The following is a 19,032-nucleotide window of genomic DNA, read 5'->3' on the forward strand; positions in this document are numbered from 1 at the left end:
TGCGGGTTCATCCCACCGTCGACCGGGTTCCGGTTTCGACGCCCGGGGCGGGGCCGGTCGCGGATCCCGCCCCGGAACCGGCCGCCACCGGCGTCGTCGTCCGCCGGGGGCTGCGCAGCAGGACGGCCGCGACCGCCGCGGCGAGCAAGGTGAGCAGCGCGGAGACGACGAGGCACAGGTGGAGGCCGTCGAGGAAGGCCTCGGACAGCGCGCCCAGGGCACGCCCCTGGGCCGGTCCCAGGTCCATCCGCGCGACCGCGCCCAGTCCGCCCTCGTCCACGGCCGACAGGACGCTCTGCCGCTGTGCCCCCGTGAGCCCCGCGTCGGTGAGGTGTCCGGACAGGGAGTCGGTGGCCCGGCTGGTGAGCAGGGCGCCCAGGACGGCGGGGCCGAGGGCGCCGCCGACCTGCCGGAAGGCGTTGTTCCCGGCGGCGGCCATACCCGCCAGGTGGTGCGGTACGGAGGCGACCGCGGTGGCGGTCATGGGCGTGATGACCAGGCCCATGCCGAGGCCCAGCAGCGCCAGCCGCCAGACCAGCGAGACGTACGAGGTGTCGGCGTCGATCGTGGTCAGGGAGAGCAGGGCGGCAGCGCTGACGAGCAGGCCGCCGGTGATCAGGAGGCGTGCCGACACCCGGTGCATCAGACGGCCGACCGGCGCTCCCACCAGGATGGCCATGAGGCTGACCGTGACCAGCCGGGCGCCCGCCTCCAGGGTGGTGAGCTGCTGGACCATGCCGAAGTAGAGGCTGAGGGCGAAGAAGAACCCGATCAGGCCGAGGAAGCTGATCATCGCGACCAGGGTGGTGGCGCTGAAGGCCGCGCTGCGGAACAGCTTCAGGTCGAGCATCGGGCTGTCGCTGCGCCGCTCCACCAGCACGAAGGCGACACCGGCGACGACGGCCGTGAACAGGGCCACCAGCACCTTGGGGTCCGTGAAGGACTCGGCGCCGCCCTCGATGACCCCGTAGACGAGTGCGGTGATCGCCAGGGCGGCGGTGAGCTGGCCGGGCCAGTCGAGCCTGCGCGAGCCGGCGGCGCGGGAGTCGGTCAGCAGCCGGGCCGCGACGACCATGGCGACGAGCGAGGCGGGGACCGCCAGCAGGTAGATCCACCGCCAGGCGAAGTGTTCGAGGACGAGCCCGGCGATGATCGGGCCGAGGGCCAGGGCCGACAGCAGGGACATCGCCCACAGGCCGATGAACTTGCCGCGTTCCCGGTGGTCGGGCACGACATGGCTGATCAGCGCGAGGGTCGTGGGCAGCAGCGCCGCGGCCCCGATGCCCGCGAGGGCCTGACCGATCCAGAGGACCTCGATCGACTGGGCGGACAGGGCCACGGCCGCGCCCGCGGCGCAGAAGGCCAGGCCCGCCTGGAAGACCTTCTTGCGGCCGTGGACGTCACCGACGACTCCGGCGGTGAGGATGAGGGCGGCCATGGGCAGGACGAAGGCGTCGGACACCCAGGCCAGTTGGGCGGTCGAGGCGTGCATCGCCCGCTGGATGGCCGGCAGGCTCACCGAGACGGTGGTGACCGGCAGATAGGCGACGAACACGCCCACGCAGGCCATGACGAGCGTGGCGGCCCGCCTGCCCTGCGGAATGCTCGCCGTAGTGGTGACGTTCACAAAACTCTCCCCGGTCGGCTGTTACGGCGCCCACTCTCGACACCACCACCGAACCGGAGCCAGCCAGGACCCCGTTTCCCAGGAAATCCGACACCGGACCCACATCCCACACGGTTTCCCGAACCCCCGTAAGGGGCGCGGGGAACTGCGCGGGTGACCCCCACCGCCCCGCAGGCACAGAACCGACCCGTCTTTTAGGGGCGCGGGGAACTGCGCGACAAGCCCCCACCGCCCCGCGGACGCATCACGGCGCTCCCGACGGAGCCCCTCACCGACGGCCGTTGCGACGCCACCGCAACACCCCGGCCGCGACCACGACTCCAGCCCCGGCAAGAAGAACAGGCTTGGGGTTGCGCAACCCGGCCCGAACGACACCGGTCACAGCATCACGCACAGGCTGAGGCACACGCTCCTGCACGACGTGCCCGACCTCGGTGGCCTTCTCCTGCACGACATGCCCCGCCTGCACCGCCGCCCCCTGCACGGAGTGCCCCGCCTCGGACGCCTTGTCCTTCAGCTCCACCCCCCGCGCCTTCGCCCGACCCTTCACATCGGCCTTCGCCGCCAACTCCTCCACCGTGTCGCCGAGTCGCGTACGCGTCTCCGCGATCTGGCGCCGCAGTTCCTCCGGCCCCTCGGCCCCGGCGGCGGGCTTGTCCGAGGCCCCGCCGATCTCGACCGGACCGTTCGTGTCCTTCATCGGTGTGCCCTTTCCTTGATCTCGTCGACGTCGGCCCGCACGCTGTCGAGCGTCCTCTCGGGCATCGGAGGGGTGGCGCGGCCGAGCTGCGCGCGGCCGGTCTTCGCCAGCACGGCCGCGACCACGAAGAGCACGGCGGTGACGACGAGCGCCGCCGCCCACACGGGCAGCACCAGGGAGAGCGCGGCGGCGCCGGTCGCGGAGAGGGCCATCAGCCCCACGTAGGCGACGGCGCCGGCCGCGCCGAGCAGCCCGCCCCCGCGCCCCGCGCGCCGCCCTTTCTCGGTCAGCTCCTGTTTGGCGAGCCGCACTTCCTGTCGTACGAGTTCGGAAAGCTGTTCTGTGGCCTGCCCGACGAGTTCACCCACCGAGTGCTGCTCGTCCGGCCGCCGGTCCGTGGTCCCGGTCATGGCGTTCCGCCTCCTTTCGTCCGGGGGAACGCCCGGGTACCCGGCTGGGCCGCCACTACCCCTTCCCGGAGCCCCGCTCGCCGAGCCGGGCCAGCTGGCTCTGGAACCAGTCGAGCCGGGCCTGCAGCAGAGCGGCCTCGGCGACGAGCTCGGAGACACCCATCCCTTCGGGCAGCCCGGCCCCGGCGGACTCCACGGCCCCGCCTCCGGCCCGTACGCGCAGCCCTTCCCCGCCCAGCCGGGCGAAGGTCGCCAGGGACACGGCCGTGCGCCCCCGTACGCATCCGGCGCAGGAGGCGGCCAGACCCCGCCAGCCCGGTCTGCCCCAGCCGGCGTCGGCCAGCGCGACGGCGACCGTGCCGCACGCGCAGGGTCCGACCGTGGCGGCGCGCACCCGCTGCCGCGCGTACCGGAAGCCGAGTTCGAAGCGGATGTACGCGCCGAGGACCGTCACTTCGAGGAGTACGGCGGCCCGGTGCTCGGCCGTGCACAGCATCGCCTCGGCGGCCGGGCGGTCGTGCACGCAGTGGAAGCCGCAGTCGCAGCGGCGGTGCGGCGCCCGGTGCCGCAGGCCGTAGACGCAGTGCGCCTCGTCGAGGACCCCGTACGGCAGCGCGCCGCCCAGCGACACGCCGGTGAACCCGGCCCGGCCGCCGTCCTGGGACAGCATCGGGTGGGCGATCTTGAATCCGGTCGGCGGCTCCGCCGGACGTTCCTCGGGGAGCCGCACCCTCATCGCGCGACCGGAACCTCTTCGGAAGCGGACGCGGACACCGACCTCTCGACCTCCTCGGTCGCCTCGGCCCTCTCGGTCTCATCGACCGGTTCGCCGAGCGGAAGTTCGTCGTCCGTCGCCCGCGGTCGTTCCTCCGCGACTCCGGTGGCGAGCGCCTTGCCGAGCCTCATAACGCCTCCCGTGACCGATCTTGACCGATATCACCGACTGCCGTCCCCGTCATGGTGACGCAAACCGGAGCAGGTGCCTAGGGCGCCCCCGAGCAACAACCCAGTAGCATCTCTTACCTGTACATCACAGAAGAATTAAGTGGAGCTTCCGAGTCGGCGCCCCGAGACTACCCCCATGACCGAGACCTCACCCCCACCCCTCCGCCCTCGCTCCCGCCCCCGCCCCTTCGGCCGCGCGCTGTGCGCGATGGTCACGCCCTTCACCGACGAGGGACCGCTCGACCTGGACGGTGCCCAGCGGCTGGCCGAGCGGCTGGTCTCCGAGGGCTGCGACGGACTGGTGCTGTCCGGGACCACCGGGGAGTCACCGACGCTGACCGACACCGAGAGGTCCGCGCTGGTGCGGGCGGTGGCCGAGGCCGTCGGAAACCGCGCCGTGGTCGTCGCGGGCATCGGGACCGCCGACACCCGCCACTCCGTGCAGCTCGCACTGGAGGCCGAAAAGGCGGGCGCGGACGGCCTGTTGGCCGTCACGCCGTACTACAGCAGGCCTCCGCAGGACGCCGTCGAGGCACACTTCCGGGCGATCGCGGACGCGTCCGGACTGCCGCTCGCGCTGTACGACATCCCGGGCCGCACCGGCACCCGTATCGAGCCGGAGACGATGCGGCGGCTCGCGGAGCACCCGCGGATCGTGGCGGTGAAGGACTGCGCGTACGACCTGCTGGGCACGCAGAAGGTGCTGGCCACAACGGAGTTGGCGTACTACACGGGCTGCGACGAATACGTACTCGCCCTGTACGCGATCGGCGGCGCCGGATACATCAGCACGGTGGCGAATGTGATCCCACGTCACTTCCGGTCGATCATCGACGCGTTCGACCGGGGCGAGACGGACGAGGCGGCCCGCTTGCAGCAACTCGCCATCCCACTGACCGAGTTGATGATGGCGTCCGGACTCCCCGGCACGGTGACGACGAAGGGTCTGCTGGGCGCCCTGGGTTTGCCGGCCGGTCCGGTGAGGGCGCCGCTGCAGCCCGCCGGCCGCGAGACGACCGACGGACTGCTGACCGCGTACGAGCGCCTGATGGCCGCCGGCTGATCCCGGCCGACTGATCAGCGTGTGGCGAAGATCGGCACCCAGCGCCCGCCCGCGCCGTCGTTGCCCTGGCGGAAACCGCTCAGCGGAACGGTCTTCTTGTTGCCGATCGTGACGAGGACGAGCCGGTTGTGGAACTCGTTCGTACCGGGCGCGATGTCCCAGGCGATGAGCCGCTTGTTGTCGGCCCAGGCGAGCAGCTGCTGCCCGGGGATCTTGTAGAGCCGCTTGCCGGTGCGGGGGTCGTTGATCTCGGTGGCGGTGGTCTTGACGCCGCCCGCGAAGTCCCCCGCGACGAGCTTCCCGTCGGGCGAGAGCCCTGCTTCGGGATGGCCGACGTGCTTCTCGTCGACGGGCACACCGGTCTCGTCGCCGTTCAGGTCGTAGTACTGACGGTAAGGCTCCGACGAGAGACTCGCGAAGACCAGCGAACCGTCGTGACTCCAGTCGAAGTCATCACGTGAATTCATGGACGAGAAGCCGAACTCGTCCTCCGGCTGCGGCACCTCGTGCCAGTCGGACTCGCCGGACGCCACGTCCACGACGGAGAAGCCGGTCCTGCTGGGGAAGGGGCCGGGCTGCCTCTTGCCGTTGACCTTCATCGGATGGTCCACGTAGTTGCGGTCGGGATTCTTCGCGTACGTGGTCGCGACCAGCTTCTTGCCGTCGGGCGAGAAGGCGACGCCGCCGACTCCGTGATCGACCTTGATCCAGCGGTCCACCTTGCCGGTGATCAGGTCGAGCAGTCCGATGCGCTTGGCCGGCAGCTCCTGCTCCAGCACGGCGGCGGTGCGCGCACCGGGGGCGACGTCGAGGAAGGCCCACTTCTTGGTCTTCTCGTACTTGCCGGTCTTCTGGTTCAGCAGCCCGTACGTGGGGGTGCGCAGGGTGTCCCCGTTGTCCTGCTTGACGGTCTCGGTGACGTAGAACGCGGCGAGCACGCTGTCCCCCGCCGCGATCAGGTCCCTCGGAGGCGACTGGTCGGGGTGGCCGATGATCGCGCTGCTGTTCATCCGGCTCGCGGGCCGCACCTCGTCGCCGTCGCCCAGCAGGGGAACGGCCACCGCGACGGCGACCACGGCCGCGGTGATGCCCGCGGTGGCCACGATCCTGCGGGTCCTGCGCCGCCGCCGGACGGCCAGCACCCGGTCGGTGAACCCCGCCGGGACGGACACGGCGTCCGCCGCGGTCTCGCGGAGCGCGTCGCGCACCAGTTCGTCGACGTTCACGGACGTACCTCCACGGGCGAGAAGTCACGGGAAGGGCTCTGCTCGGCGTCCGCCGGGCCGAGGGCGGTCAGCTCCGGTGCGAGCACGCGCAGTCTGGCGAGCGAGCGGTGCGTCGTGGACCGCACGGTTCCGACCGAGCAGCCGAGGATGCGGGCCACGTCGGCCTCCGGCAGGTCCTCGAAGTACCGCAGGACGAGCACGGTCCGCTGCCGGGCGGTGAGCCGCGCGAGCGCTCCGCGCATCAGGATCCGCAGCTCGGTCGCGGAGGTCGCGTCCGCGCCACCCGCCGTGCCTCCTGCGGCTCCGTCCGTCGTCTCGGGCGGCTCGGCGACGGTCAGCTCCCGCCGACGCCACTTCAGCCGCCAGCGGCTCACCTGCTGGCGGTACAGGATCTGCCGTACGTATGCCTCCGGCTCGTCGATCCGGTGCCATCGTCCGGCGGCCTTGATCAGCGCGTTCTGCAGCAGGTCCTCGGCCGCGTGGCGGTCGCCGCCGCTGAGCAGCACGGCGGTCTTCAGCAGCGCCGTCGACCTGTTCTCCACGAACTCCCTGAACGCCTCTTGCCCCTGGGCATCCATCGTCACCGTCTCTTCCCCGCGGGCGTCTCCCCCGCTCCCACCCGTACAGACGCCTGCCCGGACCTCCCGCTATGCCTCGACACCCAGCATTCCTCCCCCACACCCGCACGGCGCGGGCCCGATGGGCCCGTGAGGGGTGACGCCCGTACGACCCGCGCGGGCCCGGTGGGGGCTTGTCGCGCAGTTCCCCGCGCCCCTGAGGCGAGTGGGAGTGACGGTTATCTGACTCGTGCCGGTCCGATGTGGCTGAGCGCGCAGTTCCCCGCGCCCCTGAAGGCCAAAAGCAGGGGCGCAGCCCCGTTTTTAGGGGCGCGGGGAACTGCGCGACAAGCCCCCACCGGGCCCGCACCCGAAAACGCTCCCGAAGACGCACCCGTACCCGCACACGACAAACGCCCTCCCACCGAGCGTCAGCGGAAAGGCGTTCGCGTCAAGACGTCAAGACGTCAAGACGTCAACCCCACAGCTCAGTTGTGGCTGTGAAGAATCTCGTTCAGCCCACCCCACACCGCATTGTTCGGCCGAGCCTCCACCTTCCCGGTGACGGAGTTCCGCCGGAACAGAATGTTCGACGCCCCGGACAGCTCACGCGCCTTCACGATCTGCCCGTCGGGCATCGTCACGCGCGTACCGGCGGTGACGTACAGCCCGGCCTCCACCACACACTCGTCCCCGAGGGCGATCCCCACCCCCGCCTCCGCCCCGATGAGGCACCGCTCCCCGATGGTGATGCGGACATTGCCGCCACCGGACAGCGTCCCCATCGTGGACGCGCCGCCTCCGATGTCGGAGCCGTCACCGACCACGACCCCGGCGGAGATACGGCCCTCGACCATGGACGTACCGAGCGTGCCGGCGTTGAAGTTCACGAAGCCCTCGTGCATGACCGTGGTGCCCTCGGCCAGGTGCGCCCCGAGGCGGACCCGGTCGGCGTCGGCGATCCGGACACCCTTGGGCGCCACATAGTCGGTCATGCGCGGGAACTTGTCGATGGACGTCACGGCCAGGTGCAGCCCCTCGGCGCGGGCGTTCAGCCGGACCTTCTCGACGTCGTCGACGGCCACCGGCCCGAGCGAGGTCCAGGCGACGTTGGCGAGGTGGGCGAACAGACCGTCCAGGCTCTGCCCGTGCGGCTTCACGAGCCGGTGCGAGAGCAGGTGCAGACGCAGGTACGCGTCGTGCGCGTCGACCGGCTTCTCGTCGAGCGAGGCGATGACCGTGCGGACCGCGACGACCTCGACATCCCGGCGGGCGTCCGGGCCGATCGCTTTCACGGCACCTTCGCCGAGCAGTTCCACGGCGCGTTCGACGGGCAGCCGCTCGGAGCCGGAGGGGCCGGGTTCGGCGGCCAGTTCGGGGGCCGGGAACCAGGTGTCGAGGACGGTGCCGTCGGGGGCGATCGTGGCGAGCCCGGCGGCGACGGCGCCGGTGGTGGTGCGTGTAGCAGTCGTGTCGGTCATGACAGAAACCTAACGTGGCGGCCCCCGCCCGAGCCAACCAGCGCCCCCGCCGTCTCAGGTACCGGCCACCCGCACGACGCGCCGCCCGTTACCCGCTGCCCGCTCGACCCGGTGCCCACTCAACCCGTCACCCGCGCCAGTACCTCCCGCGCGTACTCCTCGTCGTACGGCACCCCCGTCAGCAGCACCTGCAGGCAGATGCCGTCGATCAGCGCGACCAGCGCCCGCGCGGTCACCGGGTCGGTGCGGTGGGCGAGGACGTCGGCGAAGTCCCGGCCGCACTCGTCGGCGACGGGCCGCAGGACGGGCCGGCGCAGGGCGGCGAGGTAGAGCTCGTACTCCACCTCCACCCCCGTGCGGTCGTCCGCGAGCCATTCGCCGACGAGCCCGGCCAGTTCGGTGGCGAGGTCGGCGCCGGAGTCCCGCAGGGCCTCGCGTGCGGCGACGGTCTTCGCGAAGCCCTCGTTCGCCTGCCGCAGGGTGGCGACCAGCAGTTCGTCGAGGGTCGTGAAGTGGTACGTCGTCGAGCCGAGCGGCACGTCCGCCTCGGCCGCGACCGAGCGGTGGCTCAGCCCCGCGATGCCTTTGGCCGCCACGACCCGGATCGCCGCGTCGATGATCCGCTGCCGCCGCTCGGGGTCGTACCGCCTGGCCATCAGCGGTCACCGTCCGAGCGGCCCGGGTGCCCGCCGCCCGCGGCCATCAGTGCGCCCCGCCCAGGTTCAGCACCACGACCCCGCCGATGATCATCGCGATACCGGCGAACTTGGCGAAGCTCAGCCCCTCCCCGAGGAACACCGCCCCGATCACGACGATGGCCGCCGTGCCGAGCCCGGCCCAGATCGCGTACGCCGTGCCGACGGACACGGTCTTGAGCGTCTGCGCCAGGAGAAGGAAGGCGACGACGTAGCCGAGGGCGGTCAGCAGCGAGGGCCAGAGCCTGCTGAAACCGTCGCTGTACTTCATGGCGGTGGTGGCGGCCACTTCCGCGGCGATGGCTCCGGCGAGCAGCACGTATCCCATACGTACGAGTGTACGCATCGATACGTACGCCCGTACACAGGACGGGACCGGCCCGCGGGACGCCCGTGGAAAGACGCCTGTGGAAATGTGCGCGGCACGCACCCCTCGTTCGCTCATTTCCCTTATGGCAGAAGGGAGTTACCGCTGGGTACCGTGCGGGACTCCCCTCCCTTTCCGCCTCCTTCCACCCCTCCCGATGGAGAGAATCATGAGCACAGGAGTCCCCCCTCGCCGTGCCCGATGGCCTCGCCCCCTCCTCGCGGGAGCGCTCGCCGTGGCCGCGCTGACCGCGGCCCCCTCGGCCGGCGGCGCACCCGCCGAATCCGGCGCCGACGCCGGCACGACCCTGGCCGCCGCCAACACGGCCCGCACCGAGACGCCGGTGGCCTCCGCCTCCCCGGTCGCGGGCGTCACCGAGACCCAGGTCTCCCTGCGGATCCCGCTGCCCGCCGCCGCGGGGAGCCACCCGGCGCGCTGCGACCGGCTGGCGTACCTGCGCTACCGCTCCTCGGACGGGCCGTCGAAGTCGGCCGGCGCCGACCGGATCCTGGTCGCCCAGCCCGGCATCCTGGAGGGTGCGGGCGCCTTCGACAGCGTGGCCCGCAACACCGTGCGGGCGGCTGCCGACCGGGGCGAGCACATCGAGTTCTGGGCGCTGGACCGGCGTTCCAACTGCCTGGAGGACAACGCCGGGGTCGCGACGGGCAGTGTGAGCCGGGCGGTCGGCTACTACTACGAGGGCCGGCAGATCGACGGGCGCGCTTTCGACGGCTTCCTGACGAGTGACCAGGTGGGCTGGCTCGGGGAGGTCGGCCTGGAGCAGACCGTCCGGGACCAGTACGACCTGCTGACCGCCGAACTGCCCGACCAGAGGCTGCGCAAGGAGAAGGTGCTGTGCGGCGGGCACTCGCTCGGCGGGGTGCTCACCGGCGTCTTCTCCACCTGGGACTTCGACGGGAACAGCTCGACGACGGCGGACGCGGGCTTCAACCAGTGCGCGGGCTACTTCGCCCTGGACACCACGATCGCCGTCGACCTCGATGACCTGAACGGCGGTTCGGGATCACTCGACGGTGACCTGCTGCCCCGGGGCACGGTCCCGGAGACGGGCCTCGGCTACACCGTCGTACAGGCCGGTCTGCGCTCCGGGGTCCTGCCCCGCTTCCTGGCGCTGCCCGCGGTGATCAACCCGGAGATCATGAACCTGCTCGCGATCAGCGGTCTCGCCGCGCGGTCCACCCTTCAGAGCGCCCTGCCCGCGAACGAGAACATCGAGACGACGACCCGCACGATGTTCTCGAAGAACGCGGCCGTGTTCCTGAGCGGCAAGCCGACGATCCGCGACTTCCGGCTGACCAACGAGGCGCTCCTCGGCGCCTTCATGGACGACAACTCGGCCCCGCTGTCCTTCATCCAGACCAGCGTGGGCCTCTTCGACGGCGGCCGGCTCGCCGACAAGGACTTCCCCGTCTCGAACGACGTCCAGGGCTCCCCCGCCCTGTTCGGTACGGAGCTGAAGGCGATCCCGGACGAGCCGGGCGGCCCCCTCTACACCTGGCGCGACTTCGACCGGGTGGGCGCGCCGGACGACCCGGTGCACCGCTCGGCGGACGGTACGCCGTTCACCACGGCCGCCAAGGAGGTCTCGGACATCGGGGAACTGGCCCGCAGCCTCTCCGAGCAGCCGCTGGACTTCACCGAGGACTACTTCCCGACGAAGCTCGTCACGGATCTCTCGCTGGTGGACGACGCGCGGATCGCCCGGCACATGGCGCACACCGGGGGCCCGACCGCCCGTCCGGTGATCACCTTCGTCGCCGGTGACGGCATCCTGGCGGACCGTGTCCCGGCGGACAAGAATCCGGTCGTGCTCCCCGGCTACCAGCACCTGGACGTCCTCACCGCGGCCCCGGTCCAGAACGACGGAAGCCGCGAACGGATCGCCACACTCCTGTCCGCCTTCGGGAAGCGCCCCTGATCCGCCCCTGACCCATGAGGCCCAGAGAGGAAGTCCTCCGGCCGGACCGGAACTTCCCCTTCCTCCGCGCCCCGGCGTCCGAGCCGTCCCCTCGGGCGCCCGAATCCCCTCTTCGGGGCCCTGATCTCGAATCCTTAAGCCTTGAACTATCTTTCCCGGCCGCCGAATCCGGAGCCGGCCGCCAACTCGTCCCCCGGCCAAGCCAGTTCGGGCAGAAACCGCTCTCAGGAACGCTTACTCGACCCGCACAACTTCCACTAATGTTCCCCTCGTCGCGTACACGGATCGCCCGGCCATGGCCGTCCCGTGTGCCCGCGACCTCCGCCTCCTCATGTGCCACGAGCAATGACCGAACCGCGTCGCCATCGGCGACGCCGGGGGGAACCGCGCATGCCCGAAAGAAACACCGAGTCCGCTCCCGACCCGTCCCCCCACCTGCCGAAGGTGTGGGAGACCGGCGAGACCCTGGACCAGTCCCCCATACCCGGGACACGCCGGCTCTGGCTGGCCGGAGCGCTGCTGCTCGCGGTCCTCGCCTCCACGGTGACCGCGGTCACCGTGCTGGACGAGGACAAGGGGACCTCGACGGAGGACCGGACACAGAACACCGCCGCCCAGGACAAGCCACTGGTCGCCGCTCCGCCCGTCGCCGCCACCGCTCCCAGCGGAAAGAGCGGGCTGGCCGCCCCGTCGCCCTCCGGCAGTACCCCGGACGGCTCCGCGCCGCCCGCGGAGCAGCAGGGCGGCGCCGGCACCGACCCCGTACCGAAACCGTCGGCGTCGAAGTCGAAGCCCGCGTCGGGTGACAAGCCGCCGGCGTCCAAGCCGTCGTCCGCGCGGAAGTCCATCCAGGCGGTCAACTACCCCGACCGCTACTGGCGTCTGGGCCACGACTCCGTGCGGCTCGACCGGGTGGACCGGCGCAGCTCCTCCAGCACCAGGCAGAAGGCCTCCTTCAAGCTCGTCCCGGGTCTCGCCGACGCCGACTGCGTCTCGTTCTCGCTGGGGAACGGCAGTTATCTGCGGCACGCCCGGTTCCGGCTGCGCGCCGACCGCCACAACGGCTCCGAGCTGTTCAAGAAGGACGCCACCTTCTGCCCGCGCCCGTCGGCGTTCTCCGACGCCGTGATGCTGGAGTCGGTCAACTACCGCGGCCGATTCCTGCGCCACCGTGACTTCCGGCTGCGCCTGGACCCGTACGACAACAGCCGTCTCTACCAGGCCGACTCGGCGTTCCGCCTGGTCAAGGGACTGGGCTGAGCCGCACAGGACCCGACTGGCCCCTCACGCACGCGGCCCCCGGCGCAATCGCCGGGGGCCGCACACGTACAGACGGGACGGGGTCGCTCAGACGTTGAATCCGAGCGCCCGAAGCTGGTCACGACCGTCGTCCGTGATCTTGTCCGGGCCCCACGGCGGCATCCACACCCAGTTGATGCGGAGTTCGTTCACGATGCCGTCCGTGGCGGACTTGGCCTGGTCCTCGATGACGTCGGTGAGCGGACAGGCCGCCGACGTCAGGGTCATGTCGATCGTCGCGATGTTCGCGTCGTCGATGTGGATCCCGTAGATCAGTCCGAGGTTGACGACGTCGATGCCCAGCTCGGGGTCGACGACGTCGTACAGCGCCTCGCGGACTTCTTCCTCGGAGGCCGGTTTCATCTCGATGGTCTCGCTCATGCCGTCTTCCTCTCGGCGCCGGCCTCGCCCAGGGCCTGGGCCGTCGCGTCCTTCCAGGCCATCCAGCTCAGCAGTGCGCACTTCACGCGGGCGGGGTACTTGGAGACCCCGGCGAACGCGACCGCGTCCTCCAGGACCTCCTCCATGGCGTCGTCCGGCTCGATACGACCCTTGGACTGCATCAGCTCCAGGAAGGTCTCCTGGATCTTCTGCGCCTCGGCCAGGTCCCGGCCCACGAGCAGCTCGTTCAGCACGGAGGCGGAGGCCTGGCTGATGGAGCAGCCCTGGCCCTCGTACGAGACGTCACTGATCGTCGTGCCGTCGTACTTCACCCGCAGGGTGATCTCGTCGCCGCACGTCGGGTTGACGTGGTGCACCTCGGCGTCGCCGTCCCGGAGACCGCGCCCGTGGGGGTGCTTGTAGTGGTCCAGGATGACTTCCTGGTACATCGAATCAAGCCTCACGACTCAGCCAGCTCCTCAGCCGAAGAAGTTCCGTACGTGCTCCAGGCCGTCGACCAGTGCGTCGATCTCGGTCGGCGTGGAGTACAGATAGAACGACGCTCGTGTGGTCGCAGGAATTCCGTACCGCAGGCAGACCGGCCGTGCGCAGTGGTGTCCGACCCGGACCGCGATGCCCTGTTCGTCGAGAACCTGGCCCACGTCGTGCGGGTGGATGTCACCCAGCGTGAACGAGATCGCCGCGCCGCGGTCCTCGGCGGTCGTCGGGCCGATGATGCGCAGGCCCGGGACCTCGGCGAACCGCTTCACCGCGTACTCGGTGAGCGCGTGCTCGTGGGCGAGGATCCTGTCCATGCCGATCGCGCTCAGGTAGTCGATGGCCGCACCGAGACCGACCGCCTGGGCGATCGGCGGGGTGCCCGCCTCGAACTTGTGCGGAGCGGGAGCGTACGTCGACGAGTGCATCGACACGGTCTCGATCATCTCGCCGCCGCCCAGGAACGGCGGCAGGTCCTCCAGCAGCTCCTGGCGGCCCCAGAGGACGCCGATGCCGGTCGGGCCGCACATCTTGTGGCCGGTGAAGGCCACGAAGTCGGCCTGCAGGGCCTGTACGTCCAGCGGCATGTGCGGGGCGGCCTGGGAGGCGTCGATGCAGACCAGCGCACCGACCTCCTGCGCACGGCGCACTATCGCCTCGACCGGGTTGACCGTGCCCAGGATGTTCGACACCAGCACGAAGGAGACGATCTTCGTCTTCTCCGTGATGATCTCGTCGATGTTGGACAGGTCGAGCCGGCCGTCGTCGGTCAGGCCGAACCACTTCAGCTTCGCGCCCGTGCGCTGCGCGAGCAGCTGCCACGGCACGATGTTGGAGTGGTGCTCCATCTCCGTGATGACGATCTCGGTCTCGTGGTCGACCCGGTAGGGCTCGTCGGCCCAGCCGAGCATGTTGGCCACGAGGTTGAGCGACTCCGAGGCGTTCTTCGTGAAGATGACCTCGTCGCGGCTCGGCGCGTTGATGAACGCGGCGACCTTGTCGCGCGCGCCCTCGTACAGCGCCGTGGCCTCCTCCGCGAGCACATGCACACCGCGGTGGACGTTGGCGTTGTACTGCTCGTAGTAACCACTGAGTGCGTCCAGCACCTGGCGCGGCTTCTGCGAGGTCGCCGCGTTGTCCAGGTACACGAGCTTCTTACCGTCGTGGACCTGGCGGTCCAGGATGGGGAAGTCCTTACGGATCGCCTCGTCAAGTAGGTGAGATGTTCCCGTGAGGAGGCCCGGCAACTGCGTCACGCTGATGCTCCACCCTTCACGTACTTGTCGTAGCCCTCGGCCTCGAGCTGGTCGGCGAGCTCGGCGCCGCCGGACTCGGCGATGCGGCCGTTCGCGAACACGTGCACGTGGTCGGGCTTGATGTACCGCAGGATGCGCGTGTAGTGCGTGATCAGCAGGGTGCCGACCTCGCCGCTCTCACGGACGCGGTTGACGCCCTCGGAGACGACGCGCAGGGCGTCGACGTCGAGACCGGAGTCGGTCTCGTCGAGGATCGCGATCTTCGGCTTGAGCAGCTCCAGCTGAAGGATCTCGTGGCGCTTCTTCTCGCCGCCGGAGAAGCCCTCGTTCACGTTGCGCTCGGCGAAGGCCGGGTCCATGTTGAGGCGCTGCATGGCCTCCTTGACCTCCTTGACCCACAGGCGGAGCTTGGGGGCCTCGCCTCGGATCGCGGTGGCGGAGGTGCGCAGGAAGTTGGAGACGGAGACACCGGGCACCTCGACCGGGTACTGCATCGCCAGGAACAGGCCCGCGCGGGCGCGCTCGTCGACGGACATCTCCAGGACGTCCTCGCCGTCGAGGGTGACGGTGCCGCCGGTGATCGTGTACTTCGGGTGTCCCGCGAGCGAGTAGGCGAGAGTCGACTTGCCGGAGCCGTTCGGGCCCATGATGGCGTGGGTCTCGCCCTGCTTCACGGTGAGGTCGACGCCCTTGAGGATCTCCTTCGTGGCGTTGTCGGCCTCGACGGTGACGTGCAGGTCGTGGATTTCAAGCGTTGCCATGGGTTCCTCAGGACTCCTGGGTGAGGGAGACGAGCACGTCGTCCCCTTCGATCTTTACGGGGTATACGGGGACGGGGCGCGTCGCGGGAAGGCCGGACGGCTTGCCGGTTCTGAGGTCGAACGCGGAGCCGTGCAGCCAGCACTCGATCTGACAGTCCTCCACCTCGCCCTCGGAGAGCGAGACGTTCGCGTGCGAGCAGATGTCGTGGATCGCGAACACCTCCCCCTCGGTCTGCACGACCGAGACCGGCGTGCCGTCGAGTTCCACCCGTTTCGGGGTGTCCTTCTCCAGCTCGCTCAGCCCACAGGCGCGTTGGAAGGCAGTCATCAGACGGACGCCTCCAGCTCCTCGTCGATCCTGGCGAGAAGGCGTTCCTGGATGTCGGGGACGCGGATCTGCTGGACCAGCTCGGCGAAGAAGCCGCGGACCACCAGACGGCGTGCCTCGTCGGCCGGGATGCCGCGGGCCATCAGGTAGAAGAGCTGCTCGTCGTCGAAGCGGCCGGTCGCCGAGGCGTGTCCGGCGCCGACGATCTCGCCGGTCTCGATCTCCAGGTTCGGCACGGAGTCGACCCGGGCACCGTCGGTCAGAACCAGGTTGCGGTTCATCTCGTAGGTGTCCGTGCCCTCGGCGGTGGCCTCGATGAGGACGTCGCCGATCCACACCGCGTGGGCGCCGTCGCCCTGGAGCGCGCCCTTGTAGGCGACGTTCGACTTGCAGTGCGGGGTGTTGTGGTCGACCAGGAGGCGGTGCTCCTGGTGCTGGCCGGCGTCCGTGAAGTACAGGCCGAACAGCTCGGCCTCGCCGCCGGGGCCCGCGTAGGCGACCCGCGGGTGGAGGCGTACGAGGTCGCCGCCGAAGGTGACCACGAAGGACTTGAAGGTGGCGTCGCGGCCGATCAGCGCGTTGTGCTGGCCGACGTGGACGGCCTTGTCGTCCCAGTCCTGGACGGAGACGACGGTGAGCTTGGCGCCGTCGCCCAGGACGTAGTCGACGTTGGCGGCCAGGACGGCGTCACCGGTGTGGTCGATGACGACGACGGCCTCGGCGAAGGCTCCCAGCTCGATGACCTGGTGGCCGTAGGCGACCCCGCCCGCGCCGTGCACGGCGATGCGGATCGGCTCGGTGAGGACCGTCTCCTTGGGGACGGTGACCACACCGGCCTTCTCGAACGCCGAGTAGGCCTGGGCGGCGACCCGGTCGACCGGGGTCGCCCGGCCGAGCCGCGCGTCGTCGCGGCCGACGGTCTCGACGGTGACGCCCTCGGGCGCGTCGATGTCGACCTTGACGCCGTCGCCGGTGGCGACCGCGGTGCCGTCGTGCAGCCCGCGCAGCCGCTCCAGCGGCGTGAACCGCCACTCCTCCTCACGGCCGTGGGGGACGGGGAAGTCCGCCACGTCGAAGGACGGGGGCGCGCTCATGCGCGTGGCGACGGTCGACTCGGCGGCCACCGCGATCTGGCCGGCGGTCGTACTGCCGACCGGGATGTTCTGAGCCTCAGCCATGGCTGTCGGTCTGCTCTCTTCCTACGTCTACGTCAGAAATCTGGCGACTGCTCCGGGGGGGGGCGGGTCCTAGCCGACCGCGCCTTCCATCTGCAGCTCGATCAGCCGGTTGAGCTCCAGCGCGTACTCCATGGGCAGCTCCTTCGCGATGGGCTCGACGAAGCCGCGCACGATCATGGCCATGGCCTCGAACTCGGTCATGCCCCGGCTCATCAGGTAGAAGAGCTGGTCGTCGCTGACCTTGGAGACCGTCGCCTCGTGGCCCATGGACACGTCGTCCTCGCGGACGTCCACGTAGGGGTACGTGTCCGAGCGGGAGATGGTGTCGACGAGCAGCGCGTCGCACAGCACGTTCGACTTCGAGCCGTGGGCGCCCTCGCCGATCTCGACGAGACCGCGGTAGGACGTACGGCCGCCGCCGCGCGCCACGGACTTCGACACGATGTTGGAGGACGTGTTCGGCGCCATGTGGACCATCTTGGAGCCGGCGTCCTGGTGCTGGCCCTCGCCCGCGAAGGCGATGGAGAGGGTCTCGCCCTTGGCGTGCTCGCCCATCAGGTAGACGGCCGGGTACTTCATGGTGACCTTGGAGCCGATGTTGCCGTCGATCCACTCCATGGTCGCGCCCTCGTACGCCACGGCGCGCTTGGTGACCAGGTTGTAGACGTTGTTCGACCAGTTCTGGATGGTCGTGTAACGGCAGCGGCCACCCTTCTTGACGATGATCTCGACGACCGCGGAGTGCAGCGAGTCCGACTTGTAGATCGGGGCGGTGCAGCCCTCGACGTAGTGCACGTAGGCACCCTCGTCGACGATGATCAGGGTCCGCTCGAACTGGCCCATGTTCTCCGTGTTGATACGGAAGTAGGCCTGGAGCGGGATCTCGACGTGCACACCCTTCGGCACGTAGATGAACGAGCCGCCGGACCACACCGCGGAGTTCAGCGACGCGAACTTGTTGTCGCCGACCGGGATGACGGTGCCGAAGTACTCCTTGAAGAGCTCCGGGTGCTCCTTCAGCGCGGTGTCGGTGTCCATGAAGATGACACCCTGCGCCTCCAGCTCCTCGTTGATCTGGTGGTAGACGACCTCGGACTCGTACTGGGCCGCGACACCGGCGACGAGGCGCTGCTTCTCCGCCTCGGGGATGCCGAGCTTGTCGTACGTGTTCTTGATGTCCTCGGGCAGGTCTTCCCAGGACTGTGCCTGCTTCTCCGTGGAGCGCACGAAGTACTTGATGTTGTCGAAGTCGATGCCCGAGAGGTCCGAGCCCCAGTTCGGCATGGGCTTCTTGCCGAACAGGCGCAGGCCCTTGAGCCGGAGATTGGTCATCCACTCCGGCTCGTTCTTCTTCGCGGAGATGTCGCGGACGACGTGTTCGTTGATACCGCGCTTGGCAGAGGCACCAGCCACGTCGGAGTCGGCCCAGCCGTATTCGTAGGTGCCCAGACCCTCAAGCTCGGGGTGGGCGGTCTCCTCGATGGGGAGCGTCATGCGGGGTTCCTCCCGGCGGTACGTGCGGATGCGTTATCAGTGGTCTTCGAAGGCGTGGAAACTGGTGGAGCCTTGGAAATCTTCGGGCTGTGGGAAATCTTGGGGATGAAGGTCGTGCAGACGCCGTCGCCGTGGGCGATGGTGGCCAGCCGCTGCACGTGAGTACCCAGCAGCTGGGAGAAGAACTCGGTCTCCGCCTCGCACAGCTGCGGGAACTGCTCGGCGACATGGGCGACCGGGCAGTGGTGCTGGCAGAGCTGCTCACCGACCGGTGCGCTGCGCGCCGTAGCAGCGTACCCGTCCGCGCTCAGGGCCTTGGCCAGGGCTTCGGCCCGCTTCTCGGGAGCGGCGGACTCGACCGCCTCGCGGTACGCACCGGCCTGGGCGGCCATCCGGGCCCGGGCGAAGGCGACGAGCGCCCCCTCCCCGCCCTCGCGCTCGGCGATCCAGCGCAGGGCGTCCGCGGCGAGCTGGTCGTAGGACTGGTCGAAGGCGTCCCGGCCGCAGTCGGTCAGGGCGAACACCTTGGCGGGCCGTCCACGCGTACGAGCGCCGTAGACCCGCTGTTCACGGGGCTCCACGACGTCGTCGGAGACGAGGGCGTCAAGGTGCCGGCGGACGGCCGCCTGGGTCAGCCCCAGCCGTCCGGCGAGATCGGCCACGGTCGACGGGCCGTGGTCCAGGATGGACCGCGCGACCCGGTTGCGCGTGGAGCGCTCCCCGGTCGCGAGTTCCTCCTGAGGGGCCCCCGTGGGGGTCTCCTGAGCCTCGCCGACGTATTTCACAACACCATTGTTGCGTAATTCCTCAGAGAGTGACAAGCCGTG

General features: G+C 70.1%; 21 protein-coding genes. 3 read left to right on the plus strand and 18 right to left on the minus strand.

Annotation, left to right across the window (positions count from 1 at the left end):
• Positions 1 to 7 precede the first annotated feature (7 nt).
• From ACFVH5_RS26535 to ACFVH5_RS26555, 5 genes are all read right to left on the minus strand, one after another.
• Entirely contained in the window at positions 8 to 1,627 is a 1,620-nt protein-coding gene (locus tag ACFVH5_RS26535) for a DHA2 family efflux MFS transporter permease subunit (protein WP_385836269.1), read from the minus strand.
• A 268-nt stretch (positions 1,628 to 1,895) separates the two neighbouring features.
• Positions 1,896 to 2,327: a DUF3618 domain-containing protein gene (locus ACFVH5_RS26540; protein ID WP_385836270.1), complete on the minus strand. Its 432-nt coding sequence runs from the start codon at positions 2,325 to 2,327 to the stop codon at positions 1,896 to 1,898.
• A complete protein-coding gene (locus tag ACFVH5_RS26545; protein WP_385836271.1) occupies positions 2,324 to 2,737 on the minus strand; it encodes a phage holin family protein in 414 nt (137 codons plus the stop codon). Before ACFVH5_RS26545 ends, ACFVH5_RS26540 begins: the two co-directional genes overlap by 4 nt.
• Positions 2,738 to 2,792: 55 nt before the next feature.
• Positions 2,793 to 3,473 carry a hypothetical protein gene (locus tag ACFVH5_RS26550; RefSeq protein WP_385836272.1) on the minus strand — a complete coding sequence of 227 codons (681 nt, stop codon included), beginning with the start codon at positions 3,471 to 3,473 and terminating at the stop codon, positions 2,793 to 2,795.
• On the minus strand, positions 3,470 to 3,643 hold the full coding sequence (locus ACFVH5_RS26555) for a hypothetical protein (RefSeq protein ID WP_385836273.1): 174 nt from the start codon (positions 3,641 to 3,643) through the stop codon (positions 3,470 to 3,472). The genes ACFVH5_RS26550 and ACFVH5_RS26555 overlap by 4 nt, the downstream gene beginning before the upstream one ends.
• A 175-nt stretch (positions 3,644 to 3,818) precedes the next feature.
• Here ACFVH5_RS26555 and dapA point away from each other — a divergent pair, with 175 nt between their 5' ends.
• Positions 3,819 to 4,745: a 4-hydroxy-tetrahydrodipicolinate synthase gene (gene dapA / locus ACFVH5_RS26560; RefSeq protein WP_385836274.1), complete on the plus strand. Its 927-nt coding sequence runs from the start codon at positions 3,819 to 3,821 to the stop codon at positions 4,743 to 4,745.
• A 14-nt stretch (positions 4,746 to 4,759) separates the two neighbouring features.
• Here the strand turns inward: dapA and ACFVH5_RS26565 are convergent, their stop codons facing one another.
• From ACFVH5_RS26565 to ACFVH5_RS26585, 5 genes are all read right to left on the minus strand, one after another.
• Positions 4,760 to 5,971 (minus strand): WD40 repeat domain-containing protein, encoded by a 1,212-nt coding sequence (locus ACFVH5_RS26565; protein WP_385836275.1) that lies wholly within the window; start codon positions 5,969 to 5,971, stop codon positions 4,760 to 4,762.
• Positions 5,968 to 6,549 (minus strand): SigE family RNA polymerase sigma factor, encoded by a 582-nt coding sequence (locus ACFVH5_RS26570; RefSeq protein ID WP_384813281.1) that lies wholly within the window; start codon positions 6,547 to 6,549, stop codon positions 5,968 to 5,970. Before ACFVH5_RS26570 ends, ACFVH5_RS26565 begins: the two co-directional genes overlap by 4 nt.
• Positions 6,550 to 7,016: 467 nt before the next feature.
• Positions 7,017 to 8,009, minus strand: a complete 993-nt coding sequence (gene dapD, locus ACFVH5_RS26575) for a 2,3,4,5-tetrahydropyridine-2,6-dicarboxylate N-succinyltransferase (RefSeq protein WP_385836276.1) — start codon at positions 8,007 to 8,009, stop codon at positions 7,017 to 7,019.
• A 119-nt stretch (positions 8,010 to 8,128) separates the two neighbouring features.
• Positions 8,129 to 8,665, minus strand: coding sequence for a TetR/AcrR family transcriptional regulator (locus tag ACFVH5_RS26580; RefSeq protein ID WP_385836277.1), 537 nt, complete (start codon positions 8,663 to 8,665; stop codon positions 8,129 to 8,131).
• 46 nt (positions 8,666 to 8,711) lie between these two features.
• Positions 8,712 to 9,032, minus strand: a complete 321-nt coding sequence (locus ACFVH5_RS26585; protein WP_107017831.1) for a multidrug efflux SMR transporter — start codon at positions 9,030 to 9,032, stop codon at positions 8,712 to 8,714.
• Positions 9,033 to 9,240: 208 nt separating this feature from the next.
• Between ACFVH5_RS26585 and ACFVH5_RS26590 the strand changes: the two genes are divergently transcribed.
• Together ACFVH5_RS26590 and ACFVH5_RS26595 are read left to right on the plus strand one after the other, a co-directional pair.
• Entirely contained in the window at positions 9,241 to 11,010 is a 1,770-nt protein-coding gene (locus ACFVH5_RS26590) for a hypothetical protein (RefSeq protein ID WP_385836278.1), read from the plus strand.
• A 390-nt stretch (positions 11,011 to 11,400) separates the two neighbouring features.
• Positions 11,401 to 12,270 (plus strand): AbfB domain-containing protein, encoded by an 870-nt coding sequence (locus tag ACFVH5_RS26595; protein WP_385836279.1) that lies wholly within the window; start codon positions 11,401 to 11,403, stop codon positions 12,268 to 12,270.
• Positions 12,271 to 12,357: 87 nt separating this feature from the next.
• Here ACFVH5_RS26595 and ACFVH5_RS26600 read toward each other — a convergent pair whose 3' ends face one another.
• The 8 genes from ACFVH5_RS26600 to ACFVH5_RS26635 form a co-directional block, all read right to left on the minus strand.
• Positions 12,358 to 12,690, minus strand: a complete 333-nt coding sequence (locus ACFVH5_RS26600; RefSeq protein ID WP_107017666.1) for a metal-sulfur cluster assembly factor — start codon at positions 12,688 to 12,690, stop codon at positions 12,358 to 12,360.
• Positions 12,687 to 13,154 (minus strand): Fe-S cluster assembly sulfur transfer protein SufU, encoded by a 468-nt coding sequence (sufU, locus tag ACFVH5_RS26605; protein WP_366785991.1) that lies wholly within the window; start codon positions 13,152 to 13,154, stop codon positions 12,687 to 12,689. The genes ACFVH5_RS26600 and sufU overlap by 4 nt, the downstream gene beginning before the upstream one ends.
• Positions 13,155 to 13,169: 15 nt before the next feature.
• Positions 13,170 to 14,444, minus strand: coding sequence for a cysteine desulfurase (locus ACFVH5_RS26610; protein WP_385836280.1), 1,275 nt, complete (start codon positions 14,442 to 14,444; stop codon positions 13,170 to 13,172).
• Positions 14,441 to 15,205, minus strand: coding sequence for a Fe-S cluster assembly ATPase SufC (gene sufC / locus ACFVH5_RS26615; RefSeq protein WP_107017663.1), 765 nt, complete (start codon positions 15,203 to 15,205; stop codon positions 14,441 to 14,443). Before sufC ends, ACFVH5_RS26610 begins: the two co-directional genes overlap by 4 nt.
• A 7-nt stretch (positions 15,206 to 15,212) precedes the next feature.
• Entirely contained in the window at positions 15,213 to 15,533 is a 321-nt protein-coding gene (locus ACFVH5_RS26620; protein ID WP_384813213.1) for a non-heme iron oxygenase ferredoxin subunit, read from the minus strand.
• The gene (gene sufD, locus ACFVH5_RS26625) at positions 15,533 to 16,711 is read right to left on the minus strand and encodes a Fe-S cluster assembly protein SufD (protein ID WP_385836281.1); all 1,179 of its coding nucleotides are present in this window, start codon (positions 16,709 to 16,711) and stop codon (positions 15,533 to 15,535) included. The genes ACFVH5_RS26620 and sufD overlap by 1 nt, the downstream gene beginning before the upstream one ends.
• A gap of 69 nt (positions 16,712 to 16,780) precedes the next feature.
• On the minus strand, positions 16,781 to 18,205 hold the full coding sequence (gene sufB / locus ACFVH5_RS26630) for a Fe-S cluster assembly protein SufB (RefSeq protein ID WP_385836282.1): 1,425 nt from the start codon (positions 18,203 to 18,205) through the stop codon (positions 16,781 to 16,783).
• Positions 18,202 to 18,990, minus strand: a complete 789-nt coding sequence (locus tag ACFVH5_RS26635) for a helix-turn-helix transcriptional regulator (protein WP_385836283.1) — start codon at positions 18,988 to 18,990, stop codon at positions 18,202 to 18,204. The genes sufB and ACFVH5_RS26635 overlap by 4 nt, the downstream gene beginning before the upstream one ends.
• Positions 18,991 to 19,032 lie beyond the last annotated feature (42 nt).

This window comes from Streptomyces sp. NPDC127119 (genome assembly GCF_042677425.1).
Taxonomy (GTDB): domain Bacteria; phylum Actinomycetota; class Actinomycetes; order Streptomycetales; family Streptomycetaceae; genus Streptomyces.

Bases quoted from the DNA above. Each gene is read 5' to 3' on its own strand.
- dapD (WP_385836276.1), bottom strand. From the start codon at position 8,009: ATGACCGACACGACTGCTACACGCACCACCACCGGCGCCGTCGCCGCC.
- ACFVH5_RS26550 (WP_385836272.1), bottom strand. From the start codon at position 3,473: ATGAGGGTGCGGCTCCCCGAGGAACGTCCGGCGGAGCCGCCGACCGGA.
- ACFVH5_RS26545 (WP_385836271.1), bottom strand. From the start codon at position 2,737: ATGACCGGGACCACGGACCGGCGGCCGGACGAGCAGCACTCGGTGGGT.
- sufC (WP_107017663.1), bottom strand. From the start codon at position 15,205: ATGGCAACGCTTGAAATCCACGACCTGCACGTCACCGTCGAGGCCGAC.
- dapA (WP_385836274.1), top strand. From the start codon at position 3,819: ATGACCGAGACCTCACCCCCACCCCTCCGCCCTCGCTCCCGCCCCCGC.
- ACFVH5_RS26555 (WP_385836273.1), bottom strand. From the start codon at position 3,643: ATGAGGCTCGGCAAGGCGCTCGCCACCGGAGTCGCGGAGGAACGACCG.
- ACFVH5_RS26595 (WP_385836279.1), top strand. From the start codon at position 11,401: ATGCCCGAAAGAAACACCGAGTCCGCTCCCGACCCGTCCCCCCACCTG.
- ACFVH5_RS26620 (WP_384813213.1), bottom strand. From the start codon at position 15,533: ATGACTGCCTTCCAACGCGCCTGTGGGCTGAGCGAGCTGGAGAAGGAC.
- sufB (WP_385836282.1), bottom strand. From the start codon at position 18,205: ATGACGCTCCCCATCGAGGAGACCGCCCACCCCGAGCTTGAGGGTCTG.
- ACFVH5_RS26600 (WP_107017666.1), bottom strand. From the start codon at position 12,690: ATGAGCGAGACCATCGAGATGAAACCGGCCTCCGAGGAAGAAGTCCGC.
- ACFVH5_RS26590 (WP_385836278.1), top strand. From the start codon at position 9,241: ATGAGCACAGGAGTCCCCCCTCGCCGTGCCCGATGGCCTCGCCCCCTC.
- ACFVH5_RS26570 (WP_384813281.1), bottom strand. From the start codon at position 6,549: ATGGATGCCCAGGGGCAAGAGGCGTTCAGGGAGTTCGTGGAGAACAGG.
- sufD (WP_385836281.1), bottom strand. From the start codon at position 16,711: ATGGCTGAGGCTCAGAACATCCCGGTCGGCAGTACGACCGCCGGCCAG.
- ACFVH5_RS26540 (WP_385836270.1), bottom strand. From the start codon at position 2,327: ATGAAGGACACGAACGGTCCGGTCGAGATCGGCGGGGCCTCGGACAAG.
- ACFVH5_RS26585 (WP_107017831.1), bottom strand. From the start codon at position 9,032: ATGGGATACGTGCTGCTCGCCGGAGCCATCGCCGCGGAAGTGGCCGCC.
- ACFVH5_RS26580 (WP_385836277.1), bottom strand. From the start codon at position 8,665: ATGGCCAGGCGGTACGACCCCGAGCGGCGGCAGCGGATCATCGACGCG.